This is a genomic window from Chitinophaga flava, assembly GCF_003308995.1.
GTDB lineage: Bacteria > Bacteroidota > Bacteroidia > Chitinophagales > Chitinophagaceae > Chitinophaga > Chitinophaga flava.
Map to the genome: position 1 here is coordinate 3590606 of NZ_QFFJ01000002.1, position 23139 is coordinate 3613744.

Below are 23139 nucleotides of genomic sequence, written 5' to 3' on the forward strand. Positions count from 1 at the left end.
CTTTACTGTCTTATTTCGATATTTTCTTCTGCGACCCTTCCGGCCACGGTTACACGGGCAATATATTTCCCGGATGATAAACCGGTCAGACATATCAGTTGCCCCGCTGATATACTGTTTGGCGCAATTGGGATCATGCGCACAGGTGAGTGATGATTGTCAAATATTGTCAGCAGTAAATTCTCCCCTACCTCCACTCCTTCCAGCTTCACAAAGAGATGACTACTGTTGTCCTGTTGTTGTATTATAGTACATGGCAGCCTGTTATTGATACCTACTGGTCCCACGGTTTGTTGAATAAATAACATCAAGCTCCATAAGTTCATAATAATGATCTTTTATGATGAACAATACCTTAAAGGCGTTGTACGGAGTTTTTCCAGGGAGATGATTATGGTAACATACCCGGCTAATATGGGCTGCAATACATCACAGGGGTCTTTTTAAAAGCAGTGCAAAGATATAAAAATATCTTTTATTAAAGATAGATTATAAGCGTTTATTTTGTTAAGTATTAGTTAATGAGAAAACCTGCTAAAACACGTCCCGTAGGTGTAAGAGCTCATAATCATCTTCCTTAAAAGTGATCGCAATGATATCAAATCTGACGGCGTCAGGATACAGCCCGAAACACTCCAGGTATGCAGCTGCCACCGATTGAATATTGGCTTGTTTCTGATAGTTGACAGCTTCTTCCGGATTGCCAAAACGGCCAGTACTTCTGGTTTTTACCTCTATAAAATAAATAGTGCCGTTGTGTGTAGCGATGATATCGATTTCCTTTCTGCCGCATTTCCAGTTGGTATGTAAAATGGTACAATACCGGCGAACATAGTCCTGCGCTATTTTTTCACCCTGGCGGCCAATATCCTGACTGCTCATCATTTCAAGGTTTAAACAAACAATACAGGAAGATAAATAATTCCGTTCAACTGCATTTTAACTATTTGGCAGCCTGTTGTTTAGAAATCTGAATAATTTGACAGTAATTTGCAAAAGTTATGCATGCACGCTGTTCGGCCTGTCTGAACACAGCCAAACTTTAAACCCATAAATTGTTTATATGAAATTATTCAGACTGGATGGAAAAATTCAGCATTACGCCTGGGGAGGATCTACTTACATTCCTGCGTTGCTTGGCATTGCCCCATCTGAAAAACCCAGTGCAGAATACTGGATGGGCGCGCATCCCAGTGCTCCTTCCACCATTACTACCGCCAATGGCCCTGTGCCTATGAACCAGCTGATTCAGCAGGATCCGGCAGAGATAGTAGGCCCGCAGGTTTGGCAGCAGTTTAAAGAGTTACCTTATCTGCTCAAAATACTGGACGTTAAAGACATGCTGTCTATCCAGGTACACCCCACTAAAGAAGAGGCAGAAAAAGGATTTGCCCGTGAAAATGCTGAAGGCATACCATTGAATGCGCCTAACCGCAACTACAAAGACGATAATCATAAACCGGAGATCATGGTAGCCCTGAGTGAATTCTGGCTGCTGCATGGTTTTCTCCCGGAAGAGAAACTGCTGCAGGTGTTACAGGACACCGCAGAGTTCACCTCACTGGTAAGTATATACGAAAATGAAGGATACTTCGGACTGTACAAAAGCGTGATGGAAATGCCACAGGCATTGGTTAACATCATACTGCGTCCGCTGACAGACCGTCTGATACCAGCATACAGGGCAGATAAACTCTCCAAATCAGATCCTGCTTTCTGGGCTGCACGGGCAGTACTCAATGATCCGCAAGGTGCCGATAATCTGGACAGGGGTATTTTCTCTATCTACTTCTTCAACATCGTGCATGTTCAGCCCGGACAGGCCGTATTTCAGGCCGCTGGTATTCCGCATGCATACCTCGAAGGCCAGAACGTTGAGCTCATGGCCAACTCCGACAACGTTCTGCGCGGCGGGCTTACTCCCAAACATGTGGATGTGCCTGAACTGCTGAAACACACCCGCTTTGAAGCAGTACATCCTAATATCCTTCAGGGTGAAAGCATCTCCGGCGGACTTGAAAAAATCTATAATACACCAGCTCCTGATTTTGTTGTCAGCAAAATCAATCTGGAAAAAGGACAGGTGTATCAACATACCGCCCAGGCCGCAGAAATCATGATCGTTATAAGCGGTACTGCTACCGTTAAAGGCTCGGATACACTTGCGCTTCATAAAGGACAATGTGTGATGGCTGCCTACAATGAACATTATGAAATCACCACCACTGACAACGTAGAAATATACAAAGCTACTGTGCCCGTGAAATAATTATAACGGGAACAACTATACTAAAAAAGCCGCGGGATATATTCCCGCGGCTTTTTTTATAGGCTACATAAAAATGACTACATCACAATGACTGTCTTCCCTTTTGCTTTCCCTTGCCGGCTGGCGGAAATAGCATCTGGCACTTCTTCCAGCCTGATTTTATTTTCTACCGGGACCTTTATCTGCCCCTGATCGATAAGGCGGGACAGCTTGTCCAGTGCGGCAGGACTTCCTTCTGTTTCGAAGTTGCCTCCATGCAGGTTCTTTGCTTTCAACACTTCATCATCAGCTACAAACACTGTTGTAAAAGCTCCACCACCGGATTTTACGAGGTCAAGGTTTTTCTCAAACCCTGCTTTATCGCTGATCATGTCAATCAGTCCATCTATGCCCTCAGGGAACTTTGATTTCACCTGTTCAGCCAGGGGGGCCTTTTTATAGTTGATGGTGACGGCAGCACCCAATTCATGCATTCTTTTGGCTTCCGTATCATCTGCAACGGTAGCAATCACTTTGAGGCCTAGTGAGGCAGCTATCTGCGTGGCAAAAGAGCCTACACCACCTGTAGCCCCGTTGATCAGCAGTGAACCGCCTTTCTGCAACTTCAGTTTTTCTATCAGTTGCAGCGCGGTCATACCGGATGTGGGCACTGCAGCGGCTTCCGCCGGACCAATGCGCAAAGGCGCCATCGTGAGACCCGATTTCTCCGGTACGATAGCATATTCTGCGTAGGATCCCTCTCCAATAGGCATATGAATGAATTGGCCGTATACCAGGTCGCCCTTTTTAAAGCGGGTGACACCTTCTCCTACTTCGTCAATAATACCGGCGCCGTCTACTCCCATGATCAGGGGAAACTGATGAGGCGTTTTTCCATTGTCCATAATACCATCCACCATTTTCCAATCGAAGGGATTGATTCCGGCGGCCTGTACTTTGATGATAACAGTTCCCGGCCTGATTTCCGGCCTGGGCAAATCCATTACTGTTGGGGTACCTTTAAATTCAGATACGGCTACGGCTTTCATATAGTTAGTATTTAATGTCAAATGAATGGGTTACAATCGGGGGTCCACAGGTTCACTTTCCAATGCTAATATACCAAAAACACACTGATGCACCGCTTGCAGTGGCTCCTTGCCTACAAAACGCTCCAGTCCTTCCATTCCTAATGCAAATTCACGGAGGGCCAGTGAACGTTTGGCGCCTAGTCCTCTGGAACGCAGCCGTGTGAGGTTTTCCGGCGCATCATATTCCGGACCGTAAATGATGCGGAGATAATTTTTACCTCTCACTTTTACGGCAGGCTGTATGAGCCCTTTGGCGTCCGAAGATAAGAAAGTATATGGTTTGATGACCATCCCTTCCCCTCCGGCCGCAGTAAGGTTTTCCCACCATTGAGTAACGGCCTGTTCACTTTCAGCATTCCCTATATCCACGGTATGATAAGTAGTGGCCAACAGTACAGCCGGATCAGCCTCACAGATCTTTTTGATAGCTGTCATATGCCAGTCATGGTCTTTATCGAAATAGGTCTTACCTTCTGTAGCCAGAATATGGAATGGTGCAAGCTTATAGTCTTCCAGTTTTTCCACCGGCCAGCAATATTGCCGATAGGCCGATACGTAGTCTGTTACCTGTGCATGGCGGTTACGGTACTTTTCCAATAACAGTTCTGCAGGTACTTTGTTTCGGACAGCCTGTTCCAGCGCAGCCGTTACTGCCGGCAGGGCCTGACTCGCAGCGGTGCCAACTGCCGCATACTGGTGCTGCAGCAATGCCTGAGCTTTAGCACTCCAGGGCATCAGCTCACAATCCAGACAAACCCAGTCTGTCTGATAAGCATCATAAAACCCGGATTGCTCCAGTGCAGCATTGATACGGGCGATGAACAATTGTTCCAGCGCTTTGTCCGTGAAAAAGCTGCGGCCTGTACGGGTATACACCACACCGTTCCCTTCACCTTCCACACCGAAACGCCGGCGGGCGATATCTTCATTACGGCACACGACCACAATTGCACGGGAACCCATATGTTTTTCTTCACACACCACTTTGCCGATACCCGCTTCGCGGAAATATTCCAATCCACCGGCCGGATGTTCCAGTAAACCAGGCAGTTGGGATGTTTCCACCGGCGACATCGTGGGCGGCAGATAAATCAACCATTTAGGATTGATGGCAAACCGGCTCATCACTTCCAACGCAGCAATACTGTTCTCTTCCCGTATCGTGATATTATGATTGTAACGGGTGCTGACAATGCTTTTACCAATAAAGTCAGTAATATCGAGCATGCCATCATATTGTTGCGAAGCACTGAGCCTGCTGTCTGCATTATAGCCAATAGGTCTTGCCGGTACAGCGTATTGCTGTAAAGCAGGTACAGACACCAGTTCTTTTTCCGGATAACGCAGCGCTGTTAGCTTTCCTCCAAACACACATCCTGTATCGATATCAATGGTGCGGTTCAGCCACTGGGCTTCCGGCACAGGCGTATGACCATATACAACCATCGCCTTTCCTTTGTATTCCAGTGCCCAGTTGTAGCGCACAGGCAAGCCGAATTCATCTGTTTCCCCGGTGGTTTCACCATACAAACAAAACTCACGTACGGCACCAGAGCCGCGGCCTTGCATATTTTCCTTCAGCCCGGCATGTGCTACCACCAGCTTGCCGTCATCCAGCACATAGTGGCTGATCAGTCCATCGATGAATGACTTTATCGCCTCCAGGAATTCCGGCGGTTCTGCCCCAAGCTGTTCCACCGTCTTTTCCAGTCCATGCCGCAAATGTACCTGCCTTCCGTTGAGCCAGCGCAGCAGTTTGGCGTCGTGGTTGCCTGGCACACATAATGCAGATCCGTTATTCACCATATTCATCACGAGCCTCAACACCTGCGGGGAGGCTGGCCCTCTGTCTACCAGATCACCTACGAATAATGGTTTACGTGTGCGCGTATAGCCGTTGGCGTCAGTCGTCTGCGGAGCACTGATCAGTTCTGCATGTTCCTTATCAATAACATAGCCCAGTTTATCCAGCAGCGTGTATAGCTCGTCGTAACAGCCATGCACATCACCAATAATATCGAAAGGACCATGTTCATCTTTTTTGTTGTTGTATAATGGAGTACGGATGATAGATTCCAGTATACCGGCTTCTTCTTCCGAGCGCATTTCATAGACCTGGCGGAAGCCCTCTTCCCTCAGATTACGCAAGCCTTTTTTCAGCTGGCTGATCTGCTGTGGGATTACATGTTTACCAAAGTTGCGGTCCGGCCGTGTCTCATTCCTGGTCTGACACACTTCATGCGGCATATTGAGGACGATAGCCACGGGCAACACATGGTATTCCCTGGCCAGTTTTATCCAGTCCCTGCGGCTCTCCGGCTGCACATTCGTAGCGTCTATAACGGTAAGCAGCCCATGTTTCAGGCGTTTGGCGGCCATAAAACGGGCCAGCTCAAATGCGTCTGCAGAAACAGCCTGATTATTTTCATCATCACTCACCAGTCCCCGGCAAACATCCGAGGAGATAATTTCAGTCGATTTAAAATGCTTCCGGGCAAAAGTGGACTTGCCGGAGCCTGAAGGCCCCACCAGCAATACCAATGATAGCTCCGGAATTGAAATATGGGATAGTTTATTATTTCTTGCCATAAAATTCTTCTCTGATCTTAATAAGCAGTTGTTCTGTATGCGCCGGATCAGGATGATCCGGTAAATCAGCCACTGCATACCATGCTTGTATTTTTTCCAGTTTTTCTGTTGCCATCTGCAACAGCGTATCGTAGGTAAAGGCTCCGTTGCGTATGCTCAACAGGAAATCACGATCCTGGCGGTGTACCCTCACTTCCTTATAACGTGCAATTTCTTCCGCCATTTCCAATAGCCGGAAAGTATGCATCATGTGTTTGCTGTCATAGTCAGCTCCCAGCTGCTGATTGTGCTGGTATCGCGCTTCATTGCGGTTTTCCACCCAATCCCAGTAAGCTGCAAACTCTTTACAATACACCGTATATCCGTCTTTGTTAAAATGCATAATAGCGGCGGGTTCCGTGCTAGCCGGGATAGCACTCAACTGCACGTCATTAGCCTGCTCACCGGAGAATATGCCTTTAAAGGATACGGGGCCGGCAAACTGTTGCCGGTAAAACAAAGCGTATGCATCCCGGAAGTGGTCTATTCGGGAGAGCCCACAATCTTGTTGCAGTATCTGATGTTGTTCCAACCACGTCTTCATCGGTACGCTATGACTACCCTGTACTACATAACAGAATTCAAGGATATCTTTTCTGACTTCCGGGAATGACTGATTGATTTTTTTGTTGAGCCCCTTAGCTCTTTTGATCTGCGTTTTAGCATAACCAGCAAAGGTCTCCAGACAGAGGCGGGACAAAAAATCTTCCGGCCGTACCAGTTGCATCAGCGGATGACGGTACAACTGATTATCAGCATGAGTACTCAGCAGCTCCAGGATATTGGGATTATTCTTTTCCAACAGTTCCAGGAAACGTCTTACCTCAAAATAAACTTCATCGTTAGTAGCATTGGCCACCTGATCTGTATAGGTCATACCATACAACTCCTGTTGAGGCAGTATGAATATGCCCTTCAGGTCTGTATCTGAAGTGGGCGTATGCAGGTTGTAAGCTCTGCTGCCGCTCACACATTCCAGTAACAGGTATTGCCTTTGTTCTTTCAGTCTCTCAAATGTCATCATGCTGCTACGATTGAAAATAAAGCCAGCTGACTGGGCGCACCTACCGCTTCATCATATTCTCCCAATGGTTTGAACTCAACGGTATATCCAAACTGTGTAGCCACTTTGTTTGCCCAGGACTCAAATTCAGCCCTGGTCCATTCAAAACGGTGGTCTTTATGCCGGAAAGCACCTTCGGAAAGCGCTTCATATTTAACGTTATACTCCGCGTTTACCGTCGTGATAATCACGAGTTGCGGACGCGCATATTCAAATACTGCTTTTTCCAATACAGCTAACCGGGGCATATCGAGGTGTTCGATCACTTCCACCAAAGTAGCCGCTTCAAAGCCTGATAAACGTTTGTCTTTATATGCCAGGGAACCCTGGATCAGTCCAATCCGTTTCTTTTGTAATTCCGGCAGGCGGTCCAGTTTTAGTTTCTCCCTGGCTATTTCCAGCGCATGATAACTCACATCCATTCCAAGAATACGACTAAAGGCATTCTTTTCCATCAGCAGTTTCAGCAGCTTGCCTTCACCGCATCCCATATCTGCTACGGAAGAAACGTTATGTTCCAGCAGCAGGTCCCGTACGGTCTGCAGCCGCAGATCGTGCAGGCGGATTTTTTCAGCCGGCAGCTTTTCCGGCCCGGGCACGTCTTCATCTTTCATAATGATATTGAGTGCTTGGCGGGTAAGCGGTCCCAGGTGTTTAAGGTAACGACGGGTAATCAGCTCTTTGGCCGGATGAGTTTCCAGCCACTCACGGCCTTTCTCCATGAGCTTCTCTATTTCATGCTCTCCTACAAAATAATGTTTATCGTTATCACATACCGGCATCAGCACATACAGCTGTGACAGCAGCAGGCGCAGTGGCAGGGTATTCCTCAGGGTCACCTGAAAGTAACGGCTCTGTCCCCAGGCGGGGTATTGTGTATCTAACGGGAAAGACTGTACGCTTACTTCATAACCCAGCGGTTCAAACAGGTTACGGAGCAAAGGCTCTCCACCATTTACCGGCAGTACCGATAACGACACTTCAAAAGGAAAAGCTATTTCCACCAGTTCGGGCTTGTCTTTACAGCGGCCATTCATCGCGGAGGAAAAAGCCTGGGATATGGCCGCACTCATAAAGGATGACGCCACATAAGGCCGGTCGTTCACATACGGCTCCAGGGCAAAATCATTACTCCCGGGGCTGCTTTTACGGGTAAGCTTCACCGGGTCCAGGTCGAGTAATAAAGCGGCCGTGCACTTTTCTTCTGTTGCTTCCGGGTAAAAAACATGGGCATCACCAGCAGTAAAAGGAAACGATTGAACCTTAGCGGGGTGTTTATGCAATAAATAGCCAAGGTCTGTGGCGGGGTAACGTGTAGTGGTAATAGTTAATAACATAGGTTCATCTGTACGTCATAAAATTATCCGAAGATAATATTTTCTGCTCTTCCCGCCCAATGCCGCTGAAAAATGAACCATCGCCGTTAATGAATTTGGAAATACAATTTAGTCTACTATATTTGTAGACTTGTATAAATCTATTGACCCTTTAAAATCTCACTTTATGTCCAGGAAGTTACATTTTGAAACATTGCAGGTCCACGCAGGATATAACCCCGACCCTACCACCAAATCGGCTGCGGTACCTATTTACCAGACAACATCCTATACTTTTGACAATGCAGAGCATGCGGCTGATTTGTTTGAGCTGAAGCAATTTGGCAACATCTACACCCGCATCATGAACCCCACCACTGATGTGTTTGAAAAGAGGGTGGCTGCACTGGAAGGCGGTGTAGGTGCGCTGGCTGTAGCTTCCGGACAGGCGGCTCAATTTATTGCCCTTCATAACATCCTGTTGCCGGGAGACAACTTTGTAACGTCATCTTATCTCTATGGCGGTACCTATAACCAGTTTAAGGTAAGCTTTAAAAGGATCGGTGTGGAAGCACGTTTTGCAGACCTCGACAACCTGGAAACCTTCGAAAAACAAATCGATGAAAATACCAAAGCTATATATGTAGAAACCATCGGCAACCCTGGTTTCGCTATCCCTGATTTCGAAAAACTGAGTGCTATCGCCCGTAAGCATGATCTGCCGCTGGTTGTAGACAATACCTTCGGGGCTGCAGGCTATCTGAGCCGTCCGCTGGACCACGGCGCCAACGTTGTAGTACAGGCGGCTACCAAATGGATAGGCGGACATGGTACCAGTATCGGCGGTGTGATTGTTGACGGTGGTAATTATAACTGGGGCAATGGTAAGTTCAAACAGTTCAGTGAGCCGGATGACGCATATCATGGTATGAAGTTCTGGGAGGTATTTGGCAGCCATAGTCCGTTCGGCAACATCGCCTATATCATCCGCGCCCGTGTGACCGGCCTTCGCAGCTGGGGGCCAGCACTGGCTCCGCAGAACTCCTTCCTCTTCCTGCAAGGCCTGGAAAGCCTCTCCCTGCGCGTACAGCGGACGGTAGACAATGCCCTGCACCTGGCCCAGTGGCTGCAAGAGCAACCACAGGTTGAATATGTAAACTATCCTGGCCTGCCAGATAACAAATATCACCATCTGGCTAAAAAATACCTGCAGAATGGCTTTGGTGGCGTGCTGAGCTTCAAGATAAAAGGAGGAAAAGAAGCCGCTGATAAATTCGTGCAGTCATTACAGTTAATCTATCACCTGGCTAACGTAGGCGACAGTAAAACACTCATCATTCACCCGGCTACCACTACCCACTCACAGCTCAGTGAACAGGAACAAAAAGCAGCCGGCGTAGAACCTGGTCTGCTCAGGATTTCCCTTGGAGTGGAACATATAGAAGATATTAAAGAAGATATTAAAGAAGCATTTAGTGCGTAACATTGATTGGGTCCAGGGCTAAAGCCCTGGACTATTTTTGTAAGTATTGTTAATCTCCTTTCCCCAGTTTGATCTTTACTTTTCCATCACTACCCGACACTGCATGAAGGCGGATAATGATTCCCCGCCGGCTTCTGCGCCGTTTTTCTTCTTTGTCTGTAATGCCTGAATCCTTTGCCGGGTTACGCAAAGGAATTTCCATATTGATATTAGTACCTCCTGTAAAACCATAAACGCCGTTGAGGTCTATATTGACGGCACTGGAGGCGATACGCATGGGAGGGATATTGATTTTAGTGCCCTGCAATTGCAGGGTATTGCTGAGGTTTTCAAATGTAATGCTGTCGAGGCGACGGCGGCGGAACAGAAAATTACCGATATCTTCCAGTGGTCCGAAATTAAGCAGGGCACCGTTTTTCAGGTTGAAGTTGACCGTACCGAACAGTGAATGTTTAACCAGATTTCCATTGTCGAGCACATTCCCTTTGATGTCTGCTTTGGCAGACACAACGCCTCTGAGATTCTCCGACTTCAGGGCAGACTGGCCAAAGTTGTCAAAAGCATAAAACAGCTGTGCAATGCGAACGTTGGCGATATTAGCGTTTACCTTGAAAGTATTATTCACGCCCTGCTGATGCACGCTACCGGATACCTGGGCGGTACCTCCTGCATGCTGGAAGGCCATTTTATGCAACAGCAGATCTGATGCCGTCAATGACAAGGCAGCCGACACGCGCTGGGCGGTAAAATGCTGAAACACCACTTTATCCAACAGCACGTCCATCCTCACATTACTGGCTGCCAGCACTTTGTCCAGCTGTTTACCTACACGACTGAGCTGCCGGGCTTTTTTATGAGGATCCGGGGCCTTTCCTTTCTTACGGGCACCAAGAAAACTCGTAAACTCGTTCAGGTCTACCAAAGCACTTCGGATTTTCCAGTCCAGTTCTATTTTCTCCGGGTCCGCAAAGTATAGGTTGAGTAAATTGCGGACTGTTCCTTCCATTTGCAGGGCGCTTTTCTGTGATCGTAACCGTACATTTTGCACCAGCAGATCCTGACCTGTGAACTGTAGCGTGGCACTACAGTCATGGAACGTGAGGTCACGCGGCAGATAGGTAAAACCACCGTTCTGTATTTTAACCACGCCCTGCAGTGAAGAAGGGGTATTATCATTTTTCAGTACAGGCCCGGTATAGTTAAGGTCCGCCGTGGCTGTACCTTCTCTGAACTCAAGCGGCACATCTCCTGCCGCCGTATTAAGATGTGACAACGGAAATGCAGATTCGAAATGCCCATGTAACAGCGGTTGTTTAAGATTCAGTACGCGGATAGTATCTGCCTTCAGCGGTATTCTCCCCAATGACGCCTGCAGCTGGAATATGGTAACTGCTGAGTTTTCATCACTATGTCCCGCGCCGGGCAGCATCTCATTGTTGAACCGCCCTGTAAAACTACAGTTCTCCCATTCTCCCATATCAGTGACCAGCGTATTGCGGGATGTTTTCCAGGTCACGACCACATGCGGGGTATCCAGGTATTTCATATGTCCCTGCAGGGTAGCTTCAGCATCCAGTGGTGCTGTCAGCTGAATGTTGGCGAGTTTGCCGGAGATATTGGGAGACAGCCAGGAGGCCGCATCCTTCAGTAACACCTGATTGGCGTTGATCCTGAGGAAGAATGGTGGTGGCTTCTCAGAAAAATCAAAGGTTCCTGCAATCTGTACTGGGGTCGCATCTATCTTAATCTCTTGTTGAGGTACAATCAGCTGCTTGGTAGCTCTTTTATAAAACAGTGAGAGATTAAGTGCGAGGGTTTTATTTCTCAGGTAACTGCCTTTGTTAGTATTAAAGGCAAAGTCCCTCGCTTCCATCCGGGAGCGCATGTCCAGATGCAGGCCAGAATCGGTACTGTTGAGCCGGCCATACATCTCCTGGATATCGAGCTGGAAAAGCTTAAACTTCTGCTGATTATCTATCGTGAAAGTAATGTGTGCCATGGAGAAGCGACGGATATTGGCATCCTGTGAGCTACCTTTCTTCTTACCGGCATTACCTGTCAATACAGAAGTATTGCTGTATCCTGTACTGTCGGTGTACAAATAGATGATACCTTTTTCGAGAGCAACCTCTTTTACATCTACGTGCTTGCGTAACAGTGATAACGTATTCACCTGTACGAAAATATAATCCAGATCGATCAGCGCATGATGATGCTGTTGCCATAGGCTATCATGTAGTTCTACTCTTTTAAGTGCTATAGATACGTTGGGAAAGCTTCTGAAGAAGGAGGGTTGCATATCTCCAATAGAAAACTCTCCGTTGATGTTCTCATTCAGCTGATCTGTAATCTGCCGGAGGAAGGCAGTTTTGTTGGCTTTCATATACCAGGCCAGTCCGAGTAACAAAACAATGACCAGTGCAATGAGGCTTCCCGCTGTAATCAACACGACCTTTAGCCATTTACGCATGTAGTGGAAGTTTTAATGCTATAACAGTCAAATACTTAAACAGTTTACGAAATTTTTCTGATTTATGGCGTGTCGGAACTGAGCGCTTACACTATTGCACATAAAAAAACAGCGAAGAGATATCTCTTCGCTGTTTATATAAAACATTCTCAATTGAAAAATCCTGTCGTTAATCGTCCAGTTTGAGTACTGCGAGAAACGCTTCCTGTGGCACTTCCACGTTTCCGATCTGACGCATACGTTTTTTACCTTCTTTCTGTTTCTCGAGCAGTTTACGTTTACGGGAGATGTCACCACCGTAACATTTGGCGGTAACGTCTTTACGCATAGCACTGATGTTTTCACGGGCAACGATCTTGGCACCGATAGCTGCCTGGATCGCGATGAGGAACTGCTGACGGGGCAGCAGGTCTTTCAGTTTCTCGCACAGCTTGCGGCCGAAGTCCTGCGCTCTGCTGCGGTGGATCAGGGCGCTTAAGGCGTCCACTTTATCACCGTTGAGGAGGATATCCATTTTCACGATATCGCTGTCGCGGAAACCGATCGGTGTATAGTCGAAAGAGGCATAACCACGGGTCTGGCTCTTCAGTTTATCATAGAAGTCGAATACGATCTCTGTAAGCGGTAATTCAAACATGAGCTCTACACGGGTGGTGGTGAGATAGCTCTGGTTAAGGAGAATACCACGTTTACCCAGACAGAGGGTCATAATGTTACCGATATATTCCGGTTTGGTGATGATCTGAGCACGGATGAATGGCTCTTCGATTCTCTCCATACGGGTAGGATCGGGCATTTCGCTCGGGTTATTCACAATCACAACACCTTCATTGGTAGTATGCGCAATGAAGCCTACGTTTGGAACGGTGGTGATTACCGTTTGGTTAAACTCTCTTTCGAGGCGTTCCTGGATAATTTCCATGTGCAGCATTCCAAGGAATCCGCAACGGAAACCAAAGCCCAGCGCCTGAGAGGTTTCCAGCTCATAGGTGAGGGAAGCGTCGTTCAGCTGGAGTTTGTCCATACATTCCCTCAGCTCTTCGAAGTCTTCGGTCACTACCGGGAAGATACCGGCAAATACCATTGGTTTTACTTCCTGGAATCCTTTGATACCTTCTTCGCAAGGATTGGCAGCCAGGGTGATGGTATCACCCACTTTTACTTCCTTAGCGCTTTTGATACCAGTGATGATATATCCCACGTCGCCGGCATGTACCTCTTTTCTGGGTTCCAGCCCCAGTTTGAGGATACCCACTTCATCCGCTTCATATTCTTCGCCGGTATTAACGAATTTGATTTTATCGCCTTTTTTGATGGAGCCGTTGTATATGCGGAAGTACGCGATGATACCACGGAAAGAGTTGAACACGCTATCGAAGATCAATGCCTGCAGCGGAGCGTCCAGGCTGCCTTTAGGGGCAGGGATACGGTTTACGATGCCTTCCAGAATCTCTTCAATACCGATACCGGTTTTACCAGAGGCCAGCAGGATATCTTCATCCTTCACACCGATCAGTTCGATGATCTGGTCTTTCACCTCTTCAATCATGGCACCTGGCATATCAATTTTATTGATAACAGGGATGATTTCCAGGTCATTTTCCAGAGCGAGGTAGAGGTTGGAGATCGTTTGTGCCTGAATACCCTGAGCGGCGTCTACCAGCAGCAGCGCACCTTCACAAGCAGCCAGTGCACGGGATACTTCATAGGAGAAGTCTACGTGGCCAGGGGTATCGATCAGGTTGAATGTATATTTTTCACCGTTTTTGGCGGTATAGTCCATTTGGATAGCGTGACTCTTGATGGTGATCCCTTTCTCACGTTCCAGGTCCATATCATCCAGCACCTGCGCTTGCATGTCACGGTCAGAGATGGTTTTGGTAAATTCCAATAATCGGTCGGCCAGGGTACTTTTACCGTGGTCAATATGGGCAATGATACAAAAATTGCGAATATTCTTCATATGTTGATTTACTGGTCTATTGGCGGTTAATTGTCCCCTTTAAACCTTTTACAGGGCGCAAAGGTATTAAAATTAGTTTATTAGTCAGCGGTTTAAAGCGATTATGTTTTGATAAACATGCTACATGCGGATTGTCAATTTTTCATATATTAGTATAAATCCCTTCCCGGGGTTTATTTTATTCACCTAAAAACAATAGTATGGACCTGAAAGCCCAATTTGAACAAGCCGTGACAGACAGTAAAACCCTCTCTGAAAAACCGTCCAACGACATCCTACTGCAATTATACGCCCTTTACAAACAAGGTAGCGTAGGAGATAACAATACAGAACCGCCTTCCAACCCCTTCGATTTTGTGGCTAAAGCCAAACATGAAGCCTGGGATGCCCTGAAAGGCAAAACCCAGGAGTCGGCGATGCAGGATTATGTTGCCCTTGTAAAGGAATTACAGCAGAGCCAACATTGATGGTATTTTTTCTGATGCTCCTGATGAGGGAAGATTAAATCACATCTGACAAGCGAAGATCGAAGCGGAAGGATAACAATACATTTCCATTCTGCTTCGATCTTCGTTCATGAGGAGCATCAAAAAAATCAGTAGACGAGCGTATTACTATACTGCTACAACGTTACGGTACAGTAACATTATCATCAGGGTTCACGTCGGGTACCCAGGTGCTTCCCAGAGTTACCTTTTTAATCTTTTTGGGAGATGTGAACGACAGGCCTACTGTTTTATTTCCTTTTTCCCAGACTGCTATGCTTTTGTGCAGTTTAAGTGTTGTATTATCATCGAAGTAAACCGTTACATCTACCGGTACGGGTTTGGTTCCTTTGGAGAGAATACTGATGTCCCAGTTCTGTCCCTTATGGGTAACCTTTTCGATCGCCAGATCAGGATAGCCGTTATCAAAGAACCAGCTTTGCCAGAACCAGTTCAGGTTTTTACCGGATCCCGTGTTTATACAATTAAAGAAATCATATGGCTGCGGATGTTTGCCATTCCACAGGCTGATATAATGGTGCAGTGCTTTCAGGAACAAGCTGTCACCTAACATGTCCTTTACATACAGATAACCGAGGCCTGGTTTGGGATAAGAGTTTGTCATGTAGGCGTCTGTCAACTGGTTGGACGGAGTCATGATAGGCAGGTCCTGCAGTTTGCCGGCGATACTGTTATAGTTGGACATACCATAATTATCCACGATAGTAGAGTCTACCATGGGTGAGATGATCCATTCCCCGATAGTGGCCCAACCTTCGTCCATCCAGGCGTAGAGCGTTTCATTGGTACCCATGTAAAAAGGGAACATCGTATGAAAGATCTCATGGTCTGTCAGCTCTACTGCCTGGGCTTTATTTGCCAGCGGGTTATCATTTACCATCATGGGATACTCCATCTGGTCCAGGCCGTCGAACACACTGATATGTGAATACGGGAAGGGCCATTTAGGAAACTGGTGACTCATTTTATCCACGGTAGTCCGTGCAAAGTCGATGACTTCAAAATAGTCCAGGTGACTGGGATTAAACGCCACATCTACCCTGCTACGGCGTTTGGTATTGTGGTCTACTTCCACGCTGGCAGCCTTCCACAGGTAGTGGTTGCTGGTGGCGAAGGCAAAGTCCGGCACATTGGCGGCTTCAAAGCGCCAGGTATTGACTGCATTGTTTTTTGAAATCTTTCCTCTGCGGAGATCTTCCTTATCGATGATATCCACTATATCATTACCCTTCTCTGCGCGGGCAATGCGTTCCAGGTAAGTATCATTATATACTTCCTGTCCGTTTTTCAGATCACCGGTAGCCCATACCTGGTAACTGCCCGGTACGGTAATGGCTACCCGAAAGTCACTGAAGTCATTGTAAAACTCAGTAATACCGGTGTAGGGTATCATATCCCAGCCACAGATATCATCGTATACGGCTATACGCGGGAAGAAATAGGCGATGAAGTAAGCGCCTGTGTCTACAGAGCCGGTACGGATATGTGTGTTCTCATTCAATATATAGGAGAAGTCAAGGGAGATGGAGGTCTGTTCACCGGGAGCCAGTTCATTAATGGATACCGGCATGTTGGTACCTACAACAGATGGAACTGTTTTCTGCACACCTTTGACTTTGAAATTAGTGATGGCTACTCCTTTGTGAAGGTCCTCTGCTGTCACCACCATATTACGGACAGCGCCATGCTGGAAGAGATTGGAAAACAACTTAAAGTTCAACATCCGCAAGGTATCCGGGCTGTTGTTGGTATAAACGATGGTTTCCGAACCGGACACCTGGTTGGTAGCAGGTTCAAATTTTACCTGAATATCGTAGCTGGCCTTATTCTGCCAGTATTTTGGGCCTGGGGCACCGCTTTCACTGCGGGTGTTTTTGTCATACGCCTGCCGGATGTTTCGCGGCATAAACAGAGATTGTGCGACCAGTTGTTGCCAACCACCGAGCAACAATAATAAAAGAATGCGCTTTGTCTTCATAAAATCAATCATAAATGCTCCTGTTGACAGGAAGCGGGTCATGCTTCAAAAGTAGGTATTTAGGCGCGGAAAAATATTTTTCAGCAGGAGTCATTCAACGATTAAAGATCAGTGTCCGGTTTTAGCGCTGTCTGCCCGGGCCTTTATTGCCGCGCTGTCCGGGTGGTGGGCGGCAGAGTCCTGCCCCATATAGTAAGCTCCACTGGTGTTTTTAACGACCACTACATTCGGGGCCACACTGTGCCGTTTGCCGGTGTAATTGGTAACCACCCCTTTCCGTTCCATGTCTTTCATTGTTTTTTTATCGAAAAGATACTGAGGATGTTTTTCCGGGCGCAGTCCATTGTCGAACTGAGCTTCTGCTCCCATGGCAGGAGCCGAATAAATCTTCCGGGAGTTGTTGCAAGCCCATAGCAACACTAAAAGCAACCAGCTGTGTCTCATGCAAAAACGGATAAAGGAGGTGACTATAGGTAGGGGGACATTGGGGACTTTTTTAGAAAACGGGATTCCAATCTGTTTATTATGCTAAAAAGACAAGTAGCATTTTGTAATTAGACGAAGGTGTATTAAATTTAACTGATATTAATTGATTGTCATTCCCTTGTTTACTAATATTTTATATATTTAAGCCCTATTTAGTTTCCCGATGAATCCCTCATCCAGACTAAATTGAGAAAAAGTTATTATCAACAAAACACTATGAAAGTATCTACCACCTGCTTCCCGAGCGTTTTTGAAACGGCATTTGGGAACACTGAAAATTCAAGCAAGGACCTACTCAACGGCTTGAAGATTAAAAAAGACGAAACCTGGTATCTGGTGGGCAATCTGGCCAAGAGAGGTGGAATCAATCCGGGAAGGATTACCAATGCAGCCCCTACCGAAGAAGACTATGAAATCCTGTTCAAAGCGGCCTTGCTCAATACAGCGGATAAAGTGCAACAGCCTATTGCACTCACTATGGGATTCCCTTTCTCTACCTACAATGTTTACAAAACAGCAGCAGAGCAGTTTTTAAGCAAAAGACATTTCCTGATCGACTATGATACACAGACTTTCAATACCAAAGGCTCCTTTAAAAAAGCCATGTTTGATATTGAGAAGTATGAGATCATCCCTGAAATTGTAGGGGGTATCATCGGGCTGAAAAAGACGATCAATGAACCACAATTGGACAATTTCATCGCGATCAGTATTGGCTTTGGTACGATAGAAGGAGGCATGGCTACTGGCGATGGCCTGGTACACCGTACCTGCTTCAGCTCTCACGGTATCCGTTATGCTGTCAATAACCTGACCCGTGAGCTGAACCAGAAACATTACCTGGAGATGAAAAACGAACACCAGGTGGATGATGCGTTTATGAAAGGGTCTATTTTCACCAACCGTAAGCGGATCGACCTGCGTGAGATGCGTAAAGGTGTACTGACACAGTACTACAAAGAAGTAGTTTCTCCGCTGATGCGCAGTTACTTTACCGATCTGGATTTTGAATCCTGCGAAAAAATCTACCTGATGGGTGGCGGTGCTTACTATAAAGAACTGACCGATGCCTTCCAGGAAGAATTCAGGGATTTTGTTCCGGTGGAAGTAGCACCTGAACCTGAAAAACTCATGAGTATTGGTTATCTTTACAATAGTCTTCGGATTTCGGACAACAAACCTCAACGGAGTGTAGGATTAGACCTTGGTAACTCCAGCTCTATCATTTCCACTTTCGATGACGAACATCAACCAATTGTAAACAATCCCATTCCCATCACCCTCTAATTTGTTTGTGTGAGAAGTGTGAGACATTTTTTCCGAAACATCATTGTACCGGGAGCATTTCGTATCCCTAAAGAAGTATCCGTAAACGGCAGCATTGACGCTACCATTTCGGGGCGGATAGATGGAAACGTTAAAGGCAACGTAAAAACTACCGGTAAGCTGGTAGTAAGCGAAACCGCCAGTATACGCGGGCATATTTATGCTTCCGACCTCGTTGTACATGGAAAAGTGTATGGAGACGTGTATATCAGTAACAAAGCTCACATCAGTAATCAGGCTTTTGTAAAGGGAGATGTGAATGCCATCGTTCTTGAACTGGAAGAAGGCGCCGTAGTAGAAGGCGCCATCCGTAAAAATGTGCAGCCAGTACCTAAGACGGAAACACCTCCTGTTGCAGACCATCACCATCAGGTGGTAGGCGAAGCAATCCCCGCTCCTGCTGCACCCGCAGCCAATCAAGAAGAAGAAGAACAGACCACCAGTTGGTTCTAACTTGTCCTGACTAAACAACGTATAGACAATAACGTTATTTAAAGAGGCTGCCCGGAAATTCCAGGCAGCCTCTTTTATAAATACATAATCCTTTTATTTTTTCAATGGCGTCAGCAGGTGCATGAGGCCATTCATTTTTATGACCAGCATTGTTTCCAGCATCATACCCAGCTTCCCCTTAGGAAAACCGTTACGCTGAAACCATTCCAGATAGCTGACCGGCAGATCGCACAAAACCACATCTTTATACTTCCCAAAGGGCATCTTCATGGTCACCAGCTGTTGCAATATCTCCGGGTTGGGTTGTGTCATCTCCATAAACAATCACTTAAAATAGGGCAAGATAAAACTATCACCCGTATTTACCATTCTTCTTTATGCCTAATATTTTTATACTGTTATAAAATAAATCCTGCTATGAAATTGTAGCTTTTACCATAGAGCATAGCAAGATCATCAGTGACCATAACTACTACGACCTGTAATAAACGACTATCAACGTTTCAACAAACCTCCGTTCTGCAGCGCATCTGCCACCTTTTTGGCATACGCAGCAGCAAAGGATTCCAGGCTGTTAGGGTTGTAGGTTTCTGACTGGCCAGACCATACCAGTTTCCCGTTCTGGTTCAGGTCGTACAGATTGCTTTCGAGGAAGTAGATTTTGTCGGTGGTATAGTATCCCGGAGAATATACTGAATTGTACATATAACCGTAGTATCCCCAGAAATTGCCGTACCAGCCGTATGCCGGATAAGGCGCATACATCACTGAGCCCGGTACATACCGGGTTTCAGATTCTTTATTAATGAGGGATACAGTCAGCACCGCATTAAAACCAGCCGCTTCAATTTTACCTGAAGCTGTTTTTATGGACTCTTCTTTTTTAGGGTCGAAGTTAGGAGGAAACAGGTCTGTGCTTTTACCGGCTGCCACCCCGTGAGCCTGCAGCTGGGCAGCCAGTTTGCTTTCCACAATTCCACGGGCGGAAACGTTGGAACTCAGGCCCGCTACCAGGATATTATGATAACCACCAGACTGGGCAGAAGGATCCTTCCAGCTACCAGTCATGTGTACGCTTGTTCCGCAAGCTGCCAACAGCAGCAAACCCAGCAGCATCCAACATCTCTGCAGGCCGCGGCTTAAAGTTGCAATTTGTGTACGCATAAACTTTTTTTTAACAATAACTGGCAAAAAGGCTTATTATCTATATAGGTAACACCCACAAACTCAAAATGTTTAGGTCAAAATGGGACATATAGCCATGAACGTGAATTAATTATGCGTAATTGCTCACCATTTTATCACAGAATAAAACGTACATTTATAACCTAGTGACCGCTATAAAATATGTATAAGAATAATGGAGAACTGAAAACACTGTTGTTGGTAGACGATGATCAGGATGACCAGGAGCTGTTTAAGTTGGCACTGGCAGAACTGAATCATCCGATACACTGTTTTACAGCAGGCAATGGCCAGGAAGCACTGGACCAGCTATGTACCCGTGCTTACCGCCCGGACCTGATTTTCCTGGACCTGAACATGCCATTGATGAATGGTATTGTGTTTCTGGAAAGAATCAAAGACATAGAACACCTGAAAGATATCCCGGTGATCATTTACAGCACCAGCGATGAACCCCGCGAGATGTTGACCGCCCGCTCTATGGGCGCGGTAGATTATATCATTAAACCCGCTCGTTTTAATGAGCTGTGTAAACTTTTACAGGTAGTGTTAACCAGGGGAGCAACGACGACCCCGTTTCAGCAAGACTAGGCCTCCTGCCGGCAGGCAAAGGCCACCCGATAGAATTCATATCCTTCCTCCTTTTCTCTTCCATCCAGATAAAGTGCCCGGTATTCATCTGCTCCCAGGTCTTTCATCAATGTAAAGCCATACTGTTTTAAATAAGCACTGAGCGCTTCCGGCTCAAAACCAAAAGTCCATTTCTCTTCCAGGTTGGCCACATCATTCAATAGTTTTTCCGCCCCTATAAAGGAGGTTGGGTTTTCCAGCACATCCAGGTGGACGTAGGTAAATATCACATAGGAGCCAACCGCAAAACGTTGCAGAAAGGCAAACGTGCTGTTGATGGCTTCAGCGGTGAGATAGTTGGTCACCCCTTCCCAAATTACCGCAGTAGGCAATGAAAAGTCGAAATGATGTTGTGCACTCAGCTGGTCGAGGCTCTGGCGGTTGAAGTCAATCTGGTAATACCGGATATGTTTGGGTATATGCAGCTGGCTCAATCTCGACAGCTTATATTTTGCCGTATTGGGATGATCAATCTCTATTACCGGAATATTGTGTAGAAAAGGTAGTCGCAGGCCACGGGTATCGAATCCTGCTCCCAGTATCATTACCTGCTTTGCTCCTTTGCGGACAGCTTCTTCCAGCAGTTCGTCGATAAGCCGGGTACGGGCGATACCGGAAGTATAGGCGCCGGGAATTCTTTTATGAATAATATTTTCAGCCATACTGCGAAAAGCCCGCAGGTGGCTTAATCTGGCTGCTATCCTTAATCCTGCAGGCAGAAAAAGATGCGCATATTTATCAGTGAATAATCTGCTGGTTTTGGAACGGGTTGTTTCCATTGCACGGAATAACGCCATATACTGGGCTGTTTTACTCGTGGCGGTAGCTTTCATAGTGTTGTGTCTTTTTTGGGAGAAAGACAATTTACACAATCAGGCCCAATTTTCACAACGTTATTTCAGGGAGATGTGATCATAGGGTATATAGTTCTCCCATTCCCATGGCGTATACACGTCACCGATAGCGGTGGCCAGCAGCTCCCTGAAAATACTTTCCCCGTTGTCGCTATTGGTCATGATGGCGATAGCGATCTGTTTATCCGGAAAAGCGATGGTATAATGCCCCCATCCTTCGCTATGGCCTTCCTTAAAGAATGCGGTCCCATATGGCGTTTTGAGCAAGCCGATGCCAAGGCCGTAAAAGATGGTGGTAGTAGCAGGTGTTTTATCATATACCCAGGCGTCGTTGCCAAATTGTTTTTTGGATAGTACTGCTATCTGCGGCCGGCGCATTTCCGTTATGCTTTTGCTGCTCAGGCCTTCGCCGGTGAGCATAGCAGTAATAAAGCGGTCCCAGTCGGTGATGCTGGTATACAGGGAGCCTGCAGCGTGCGGGCTGGTCCGCTGATCAAACTCGTATGGATGTTGCAGACTGTCGTGTCCCTGGCAATGCCTGTCATTAAAGGCCTCCTGCCAGATATAACTGCTGCGGTCCATTCCCAATGGCTTAAATACTTCCTCCTGTGCGATGGTCTCATAGTTTTTGCCTGTGAGCTGTTCCAGTACAAACTGCAGCAGATAGAGCCCTTCACCGGAATAACCATAGAGGGTGCCGGGATCTGATTTGATGTGCAGTTTTCCATCCAGTTCAAAACCGCGGTAATTGGGAAAGCCGGTAGTATGATCGAGACACATGCGGGCAGTGATACACTCGTATCTTTTATCATTGCGGATATCCTGATATCCTCTTGTTTTTTTGGTGAAGACATAATCAGGTAAAGGTTTAGGAAGATATCTCACCAGTGGTGTATCCAGATCAATGACATGCCGTTCAGCGAGTTTCATCACGCAATAGGCAAATACAGCCTTGCTATAGGAACAGGCCCAGAATATGGTGCTGGTATCCATTGGGATGCCTTTGGTTTTATCTGCAAAACCAAAGGCCCTGACATATACCGGTTTGTTTTTATTAAAGACGGATACAGTCATGCCGGTCACCTGCGCGGTGTCTATGAGCTGCCGGATTCGGGTGGTAAGGGAGTCTGCGGAGATGGTAGTATTGTTGATACGCTGGATACGTTGTCCTTGTGTATGGCCGCAGAACAGGAGGACAGTCAGCAGCATAACGAGTAGTGCTTTCATTGTAAAGTGTTTTGCTAACGAGGAGTGTAAAAACATGCCTAAATAACAAAACAATGATTTTCAATAATTTAACCATTACACACCTGGTTAAAAATGTCCGGAAATGGTCATCCTTGTGCGGTCCCGTGACACACAGTACAAAAAAACCGGCGTTCCCTGCGGTGGTTTCATATTTTTTTGCGATTATTGCAAAAATATCCATATTTTTAGAAAATATTCTAAATCGCACCGC

General features: G+C 46.5%; 20 protein-coding genes. 6 read left to right on the forward strand and 14 right to left on the reverse strand.

Annotation, left to right across the window (positions count from 1 at the left end):
* Window positions 1-2 precede the first annotated feature (2 nt).
* Both DF182_RS29455 and DF182_RS29460 read right to left on the reverse strand, forming a co-directional pair.
* Window positions 3-326: a hypothetical protein gene (locus DF182_RS29455; protein ID WP_113619333.1), complete on the reverse strand. Its 324-nt coding sequence runs from the start codon at window positions 324-326 to the stop codon at window positions 3-5.
* Window positions 327-534: 208 nt separating this feature from the next.
* On the reverse strand, window positions 535-885 hold the full coding sequence (locus DF182_RS29460) for a YraN family protein (protein ID WP_113619334.1): 351 nt from the start codon (window positions 883-885) through the stop codon (window positions 535-537).
* Between the two features lie 178 nt (window positions 886-1063).
* On the opposite strand from DF182_RS29460, the gene manA reads away from it, so the two are divergent.
* Window positions 1064-2269: a mannose-6-phosphate isomerase, class I gene (gene manA / locus DF182_RS29465; protein ID WP_245957592.1), complete on the forward strand. Its 1206-nt coding sequence runs from the start codon at window positions 1064-1066 to the stop codon at window positions 2267-2269.
* A gap of 77 nt (window positions 2270-2346) precedes the next feature.
* Here the strand turns inward: manA and DF182_RS29470 are convergent, their stop codons facing one another.
* From DF182_RS29470 to DF182_RS29485, 4 genes are read right to left on the reverse strand one after another with little or no spacing between them, the layout of a single operon-like run.
* Window positions 2347-3297 (reverse strand): NADP-dependent oxidoreductase, encoded by a 951-nt coding sequence (locus tag DF182_RS29470; RefSeq protein WP_113619336.1) that lies wholly within the window; start codon window positions 3295-3297, stop codon window positions 2347-2349.
* A 30-nt stretch (window positions 3298-3327) separates the two neighbouring features.
* Window positions 3328-5928 carry a polynucleotide kinase-phosphatase gene (locus DF182_RS29475; protein ID WP_113619337.1) on the reverse strand — a complete coding sequence of 867 codons (2601 nt, stop codon included), beginning with the start codon at window positions 5926-5928 and terminating at the stop codon, window positions 3328-3330.
* The gene (locus tag DF182_RS29480; protein WP_245957595.1) at window positions 5915-6991 is read right to left on the reverse strand and encodes a DNA polymerase beta superfamily protein; all 1077 of its coding nucleotides are present in this window, start codon (window positions 6989-6991) and stop codon (window positions 5915-5917) included. Before DF182_RS29480 ends, DF182_RS29475 begins: the two co-directional genes overlap by 14 nt.
* On the reverse strand, window positions 6988-8367 hold the full coding sequence (locus tag DF182_RS29485; protein WP_113619339.1) for a 3' terminal RNA ribose 2'-O-methyltransferase Hen1: 1380 nt from the start codon (window positions 8365-8367) through the stop codon (window positions 6988-6990). Before DF182_RS29485 ends, DF182_RS29480 begins: the two co-directional genes overlap by 4 nt.
* A gap of 166 nt (window positions 8368-8533) precedes the next feature.
* Here DF182_RS29485 and DF182_RS29490 point away from each other — a divergent pair, with 166 nt between their 5' ends.
* Window positions 8534-9829 (forward strand): O-acetylhomoserine aminocarboxypropyltransferase/cysteine synthase family protein, encoded by a 1296-nt coding sequence (locus tag DF182_RS29490; RefSeq protein WP_113619340.1) that lies wholly within the window; start codon window positions 8534-8536, stop codon window positions 9827-9829.
* 49 nt (window positions 9830-9878) lie between these two features.
* Here the strand turns inward: DF182_RS29490 and DF182_RS29495 are convergent, their stop codons facing one another.
* Both DF182_RS29495 and lepA read right to left on the reverse strand, forming a co-directional pair.
* On the reverse strand, window positions 9879-12299 hold the full coding sequence (locus DF182_RS29495) for an AsmA family protein (protein WP_113619342.1): 2421 nt from the start codon (window positions 12297-12299) through the stop codon (window positions 9879-9881).
* 169 nt (window positions 12300-12468) lie between these two features.
* Window positions 12469-14262 carry a translation elongation factor 4 gene (gene lepA / locus DF182_RS29500; RefSeq protein WP_113619343.1) on the reverse strand — a complete coding sequence of 598 codons (1794 nt, stop codon included), beginning with the start codon at window positions 14260-14262 and terminating at the stop codon, window positions 12469-12471.
* Window positions 14263-14462: 200 nt separating this feature from the next.
* Between lepA and DF182_RS29505 the strand changes: the two genes are divergently transcribed.
* A complete protein-coding gene (locus DF182_RS29505) occupies window positions 14463-14729 on the forward strand; it encodes an acyl-CoA-binding protein (RefSeq protein WP_113619344.1) in 267 nt (88 codons plus the stop codon).
* Window positions 14730-14892: 163 nt separating this feature from the next.
* Here DF182_RS29505 and DF182_RS29510 read toward each other — a convergent pair whose 3' ends face one another.
* Complete coding sequence (locus DF182_RS29510) at window positions 14893-16746, reverse strand: M1 family metallopeptidase (RefSeq protein WP_113619765.1); 1854 nt, start codon at window positions 16744-16746, stop codon at window positions 14893-14895.
* Between the two features lie 108 nt (window positions 16747-16854).
* Complete coding sequence (locus tag DF182_RS29515) at window positions 16855-17190, reverse strand: hypothetical protein (protein ID WP_147243588.1); 336 nt, start codon at window positions 17188-17190, stop codon at window positions 16855-16857.
* Between the two features lie 258 nt (window positions 17191-17448).
* Between DF182_RS29515 and DF182_RS29520 the strand changes: the two genes are divergently transcribed.
* Complete coding sequence (locus tag DF182_RS29520; RefSeq protein WP_113619346.1) at window positions 17449-18519, forward strand: ParM/StbA family protein; 1071 nt, start codon at window positions 17449-17451, stop codon at window positions 18517-18519.
* Window positions 18520-18528: 9 nt separating this feature from the next.
* Window positions 18529-19011, forward strand: coding sequence for a bactofilin family protein (locus DF182_RS29525; protein ID WP_113619347.1), 483 nt, complete (start codon window positions 18529-18531; stop codon window positions 19009-19011).
* Between the two features lie 93 nt (window positions 19012-19104).
* Here DF182_RS29525 and DF182_RS29530 read toward each other — a convergent pair whose 3' ends face one another.
* Both DF182_RS29530 and DF182_RS29535 read right to left on the reverse strand, forming a co-directional pair.
* Window positions 19105-19329, reverse strand: a complete 225-nt coding sequence (locus DF182_RS29530) for a DUF3820 family protein (RefSeq protein ID WP_113619348.1) — start codon at window positions 19327-19329, stop codon at window positions 19105-19107.
* A gap of 177 nt (window positions 19330-19506) precedes the next feature.
* Window positions 19507-20175 carry a DUF4136 domain-containing protein gene (locus DF182_RS29535; protein WP_113619350.1) on the reverse strand — a complete coding sequence of 223 codons (669 nt, stop codon included), beginning with the start codon at window positions 20173-20175 and terminating at the stop codon, window positions 19507-19509.
* A gap of 183 nt (window positions 20176-20358) precedes the next feature.
* Here DF182_RS29535 and DF182_RS29540 point away from each other — a divergent pair, with 183 nt between their 5' ends.
* Window positions 20359-20787 carry a response regulator gene (locus DF182_RS29540; protein WP_113619351.1) on the forward strand — a complete coding sequence of 143 codons (429 nt, stop codon included), beginning with the start codon at window positions 20359-20361 and terminating at the stop codon, window positions 20785-20787.
* Here the strand turns inward: DF182_RS29540 and DF182_RS29545 are convergent.
* Both DF182_RS29545 and DF182_RS29550 read right to left on the reverse strand, forming a co-directional pair.
* Window positions 20784-21659, reverse strand: a complete 876-nt coding sequence (locus tag DF182_RS29545; protein WP_113619353.1) for a class I SAM-dependent methyltransferase — start codon at window positions 21657-21659, stop codon at window positions 20784-20786. The two genes, DF182_RS29540 and DF182_RS29545, sit on opposite strands and share 4 nt — an antisense overlap.
* Window positions 21660-21719: 60 nt before the next feature.
* The gene (locus DF182_RS29550; protein ID WP_161964313.1) at window positions 21720-22907 is read right to left on the reverse strand and encodes a serine hydrolase domain-containing protein; all 1188 of its coding nucleotides are present in this window, start codon (window positions 22905-22907) and stop codon (window positions 21720-21722) included.
* Window positions 22908-23139: the final 232 nt, after the last annotated feature.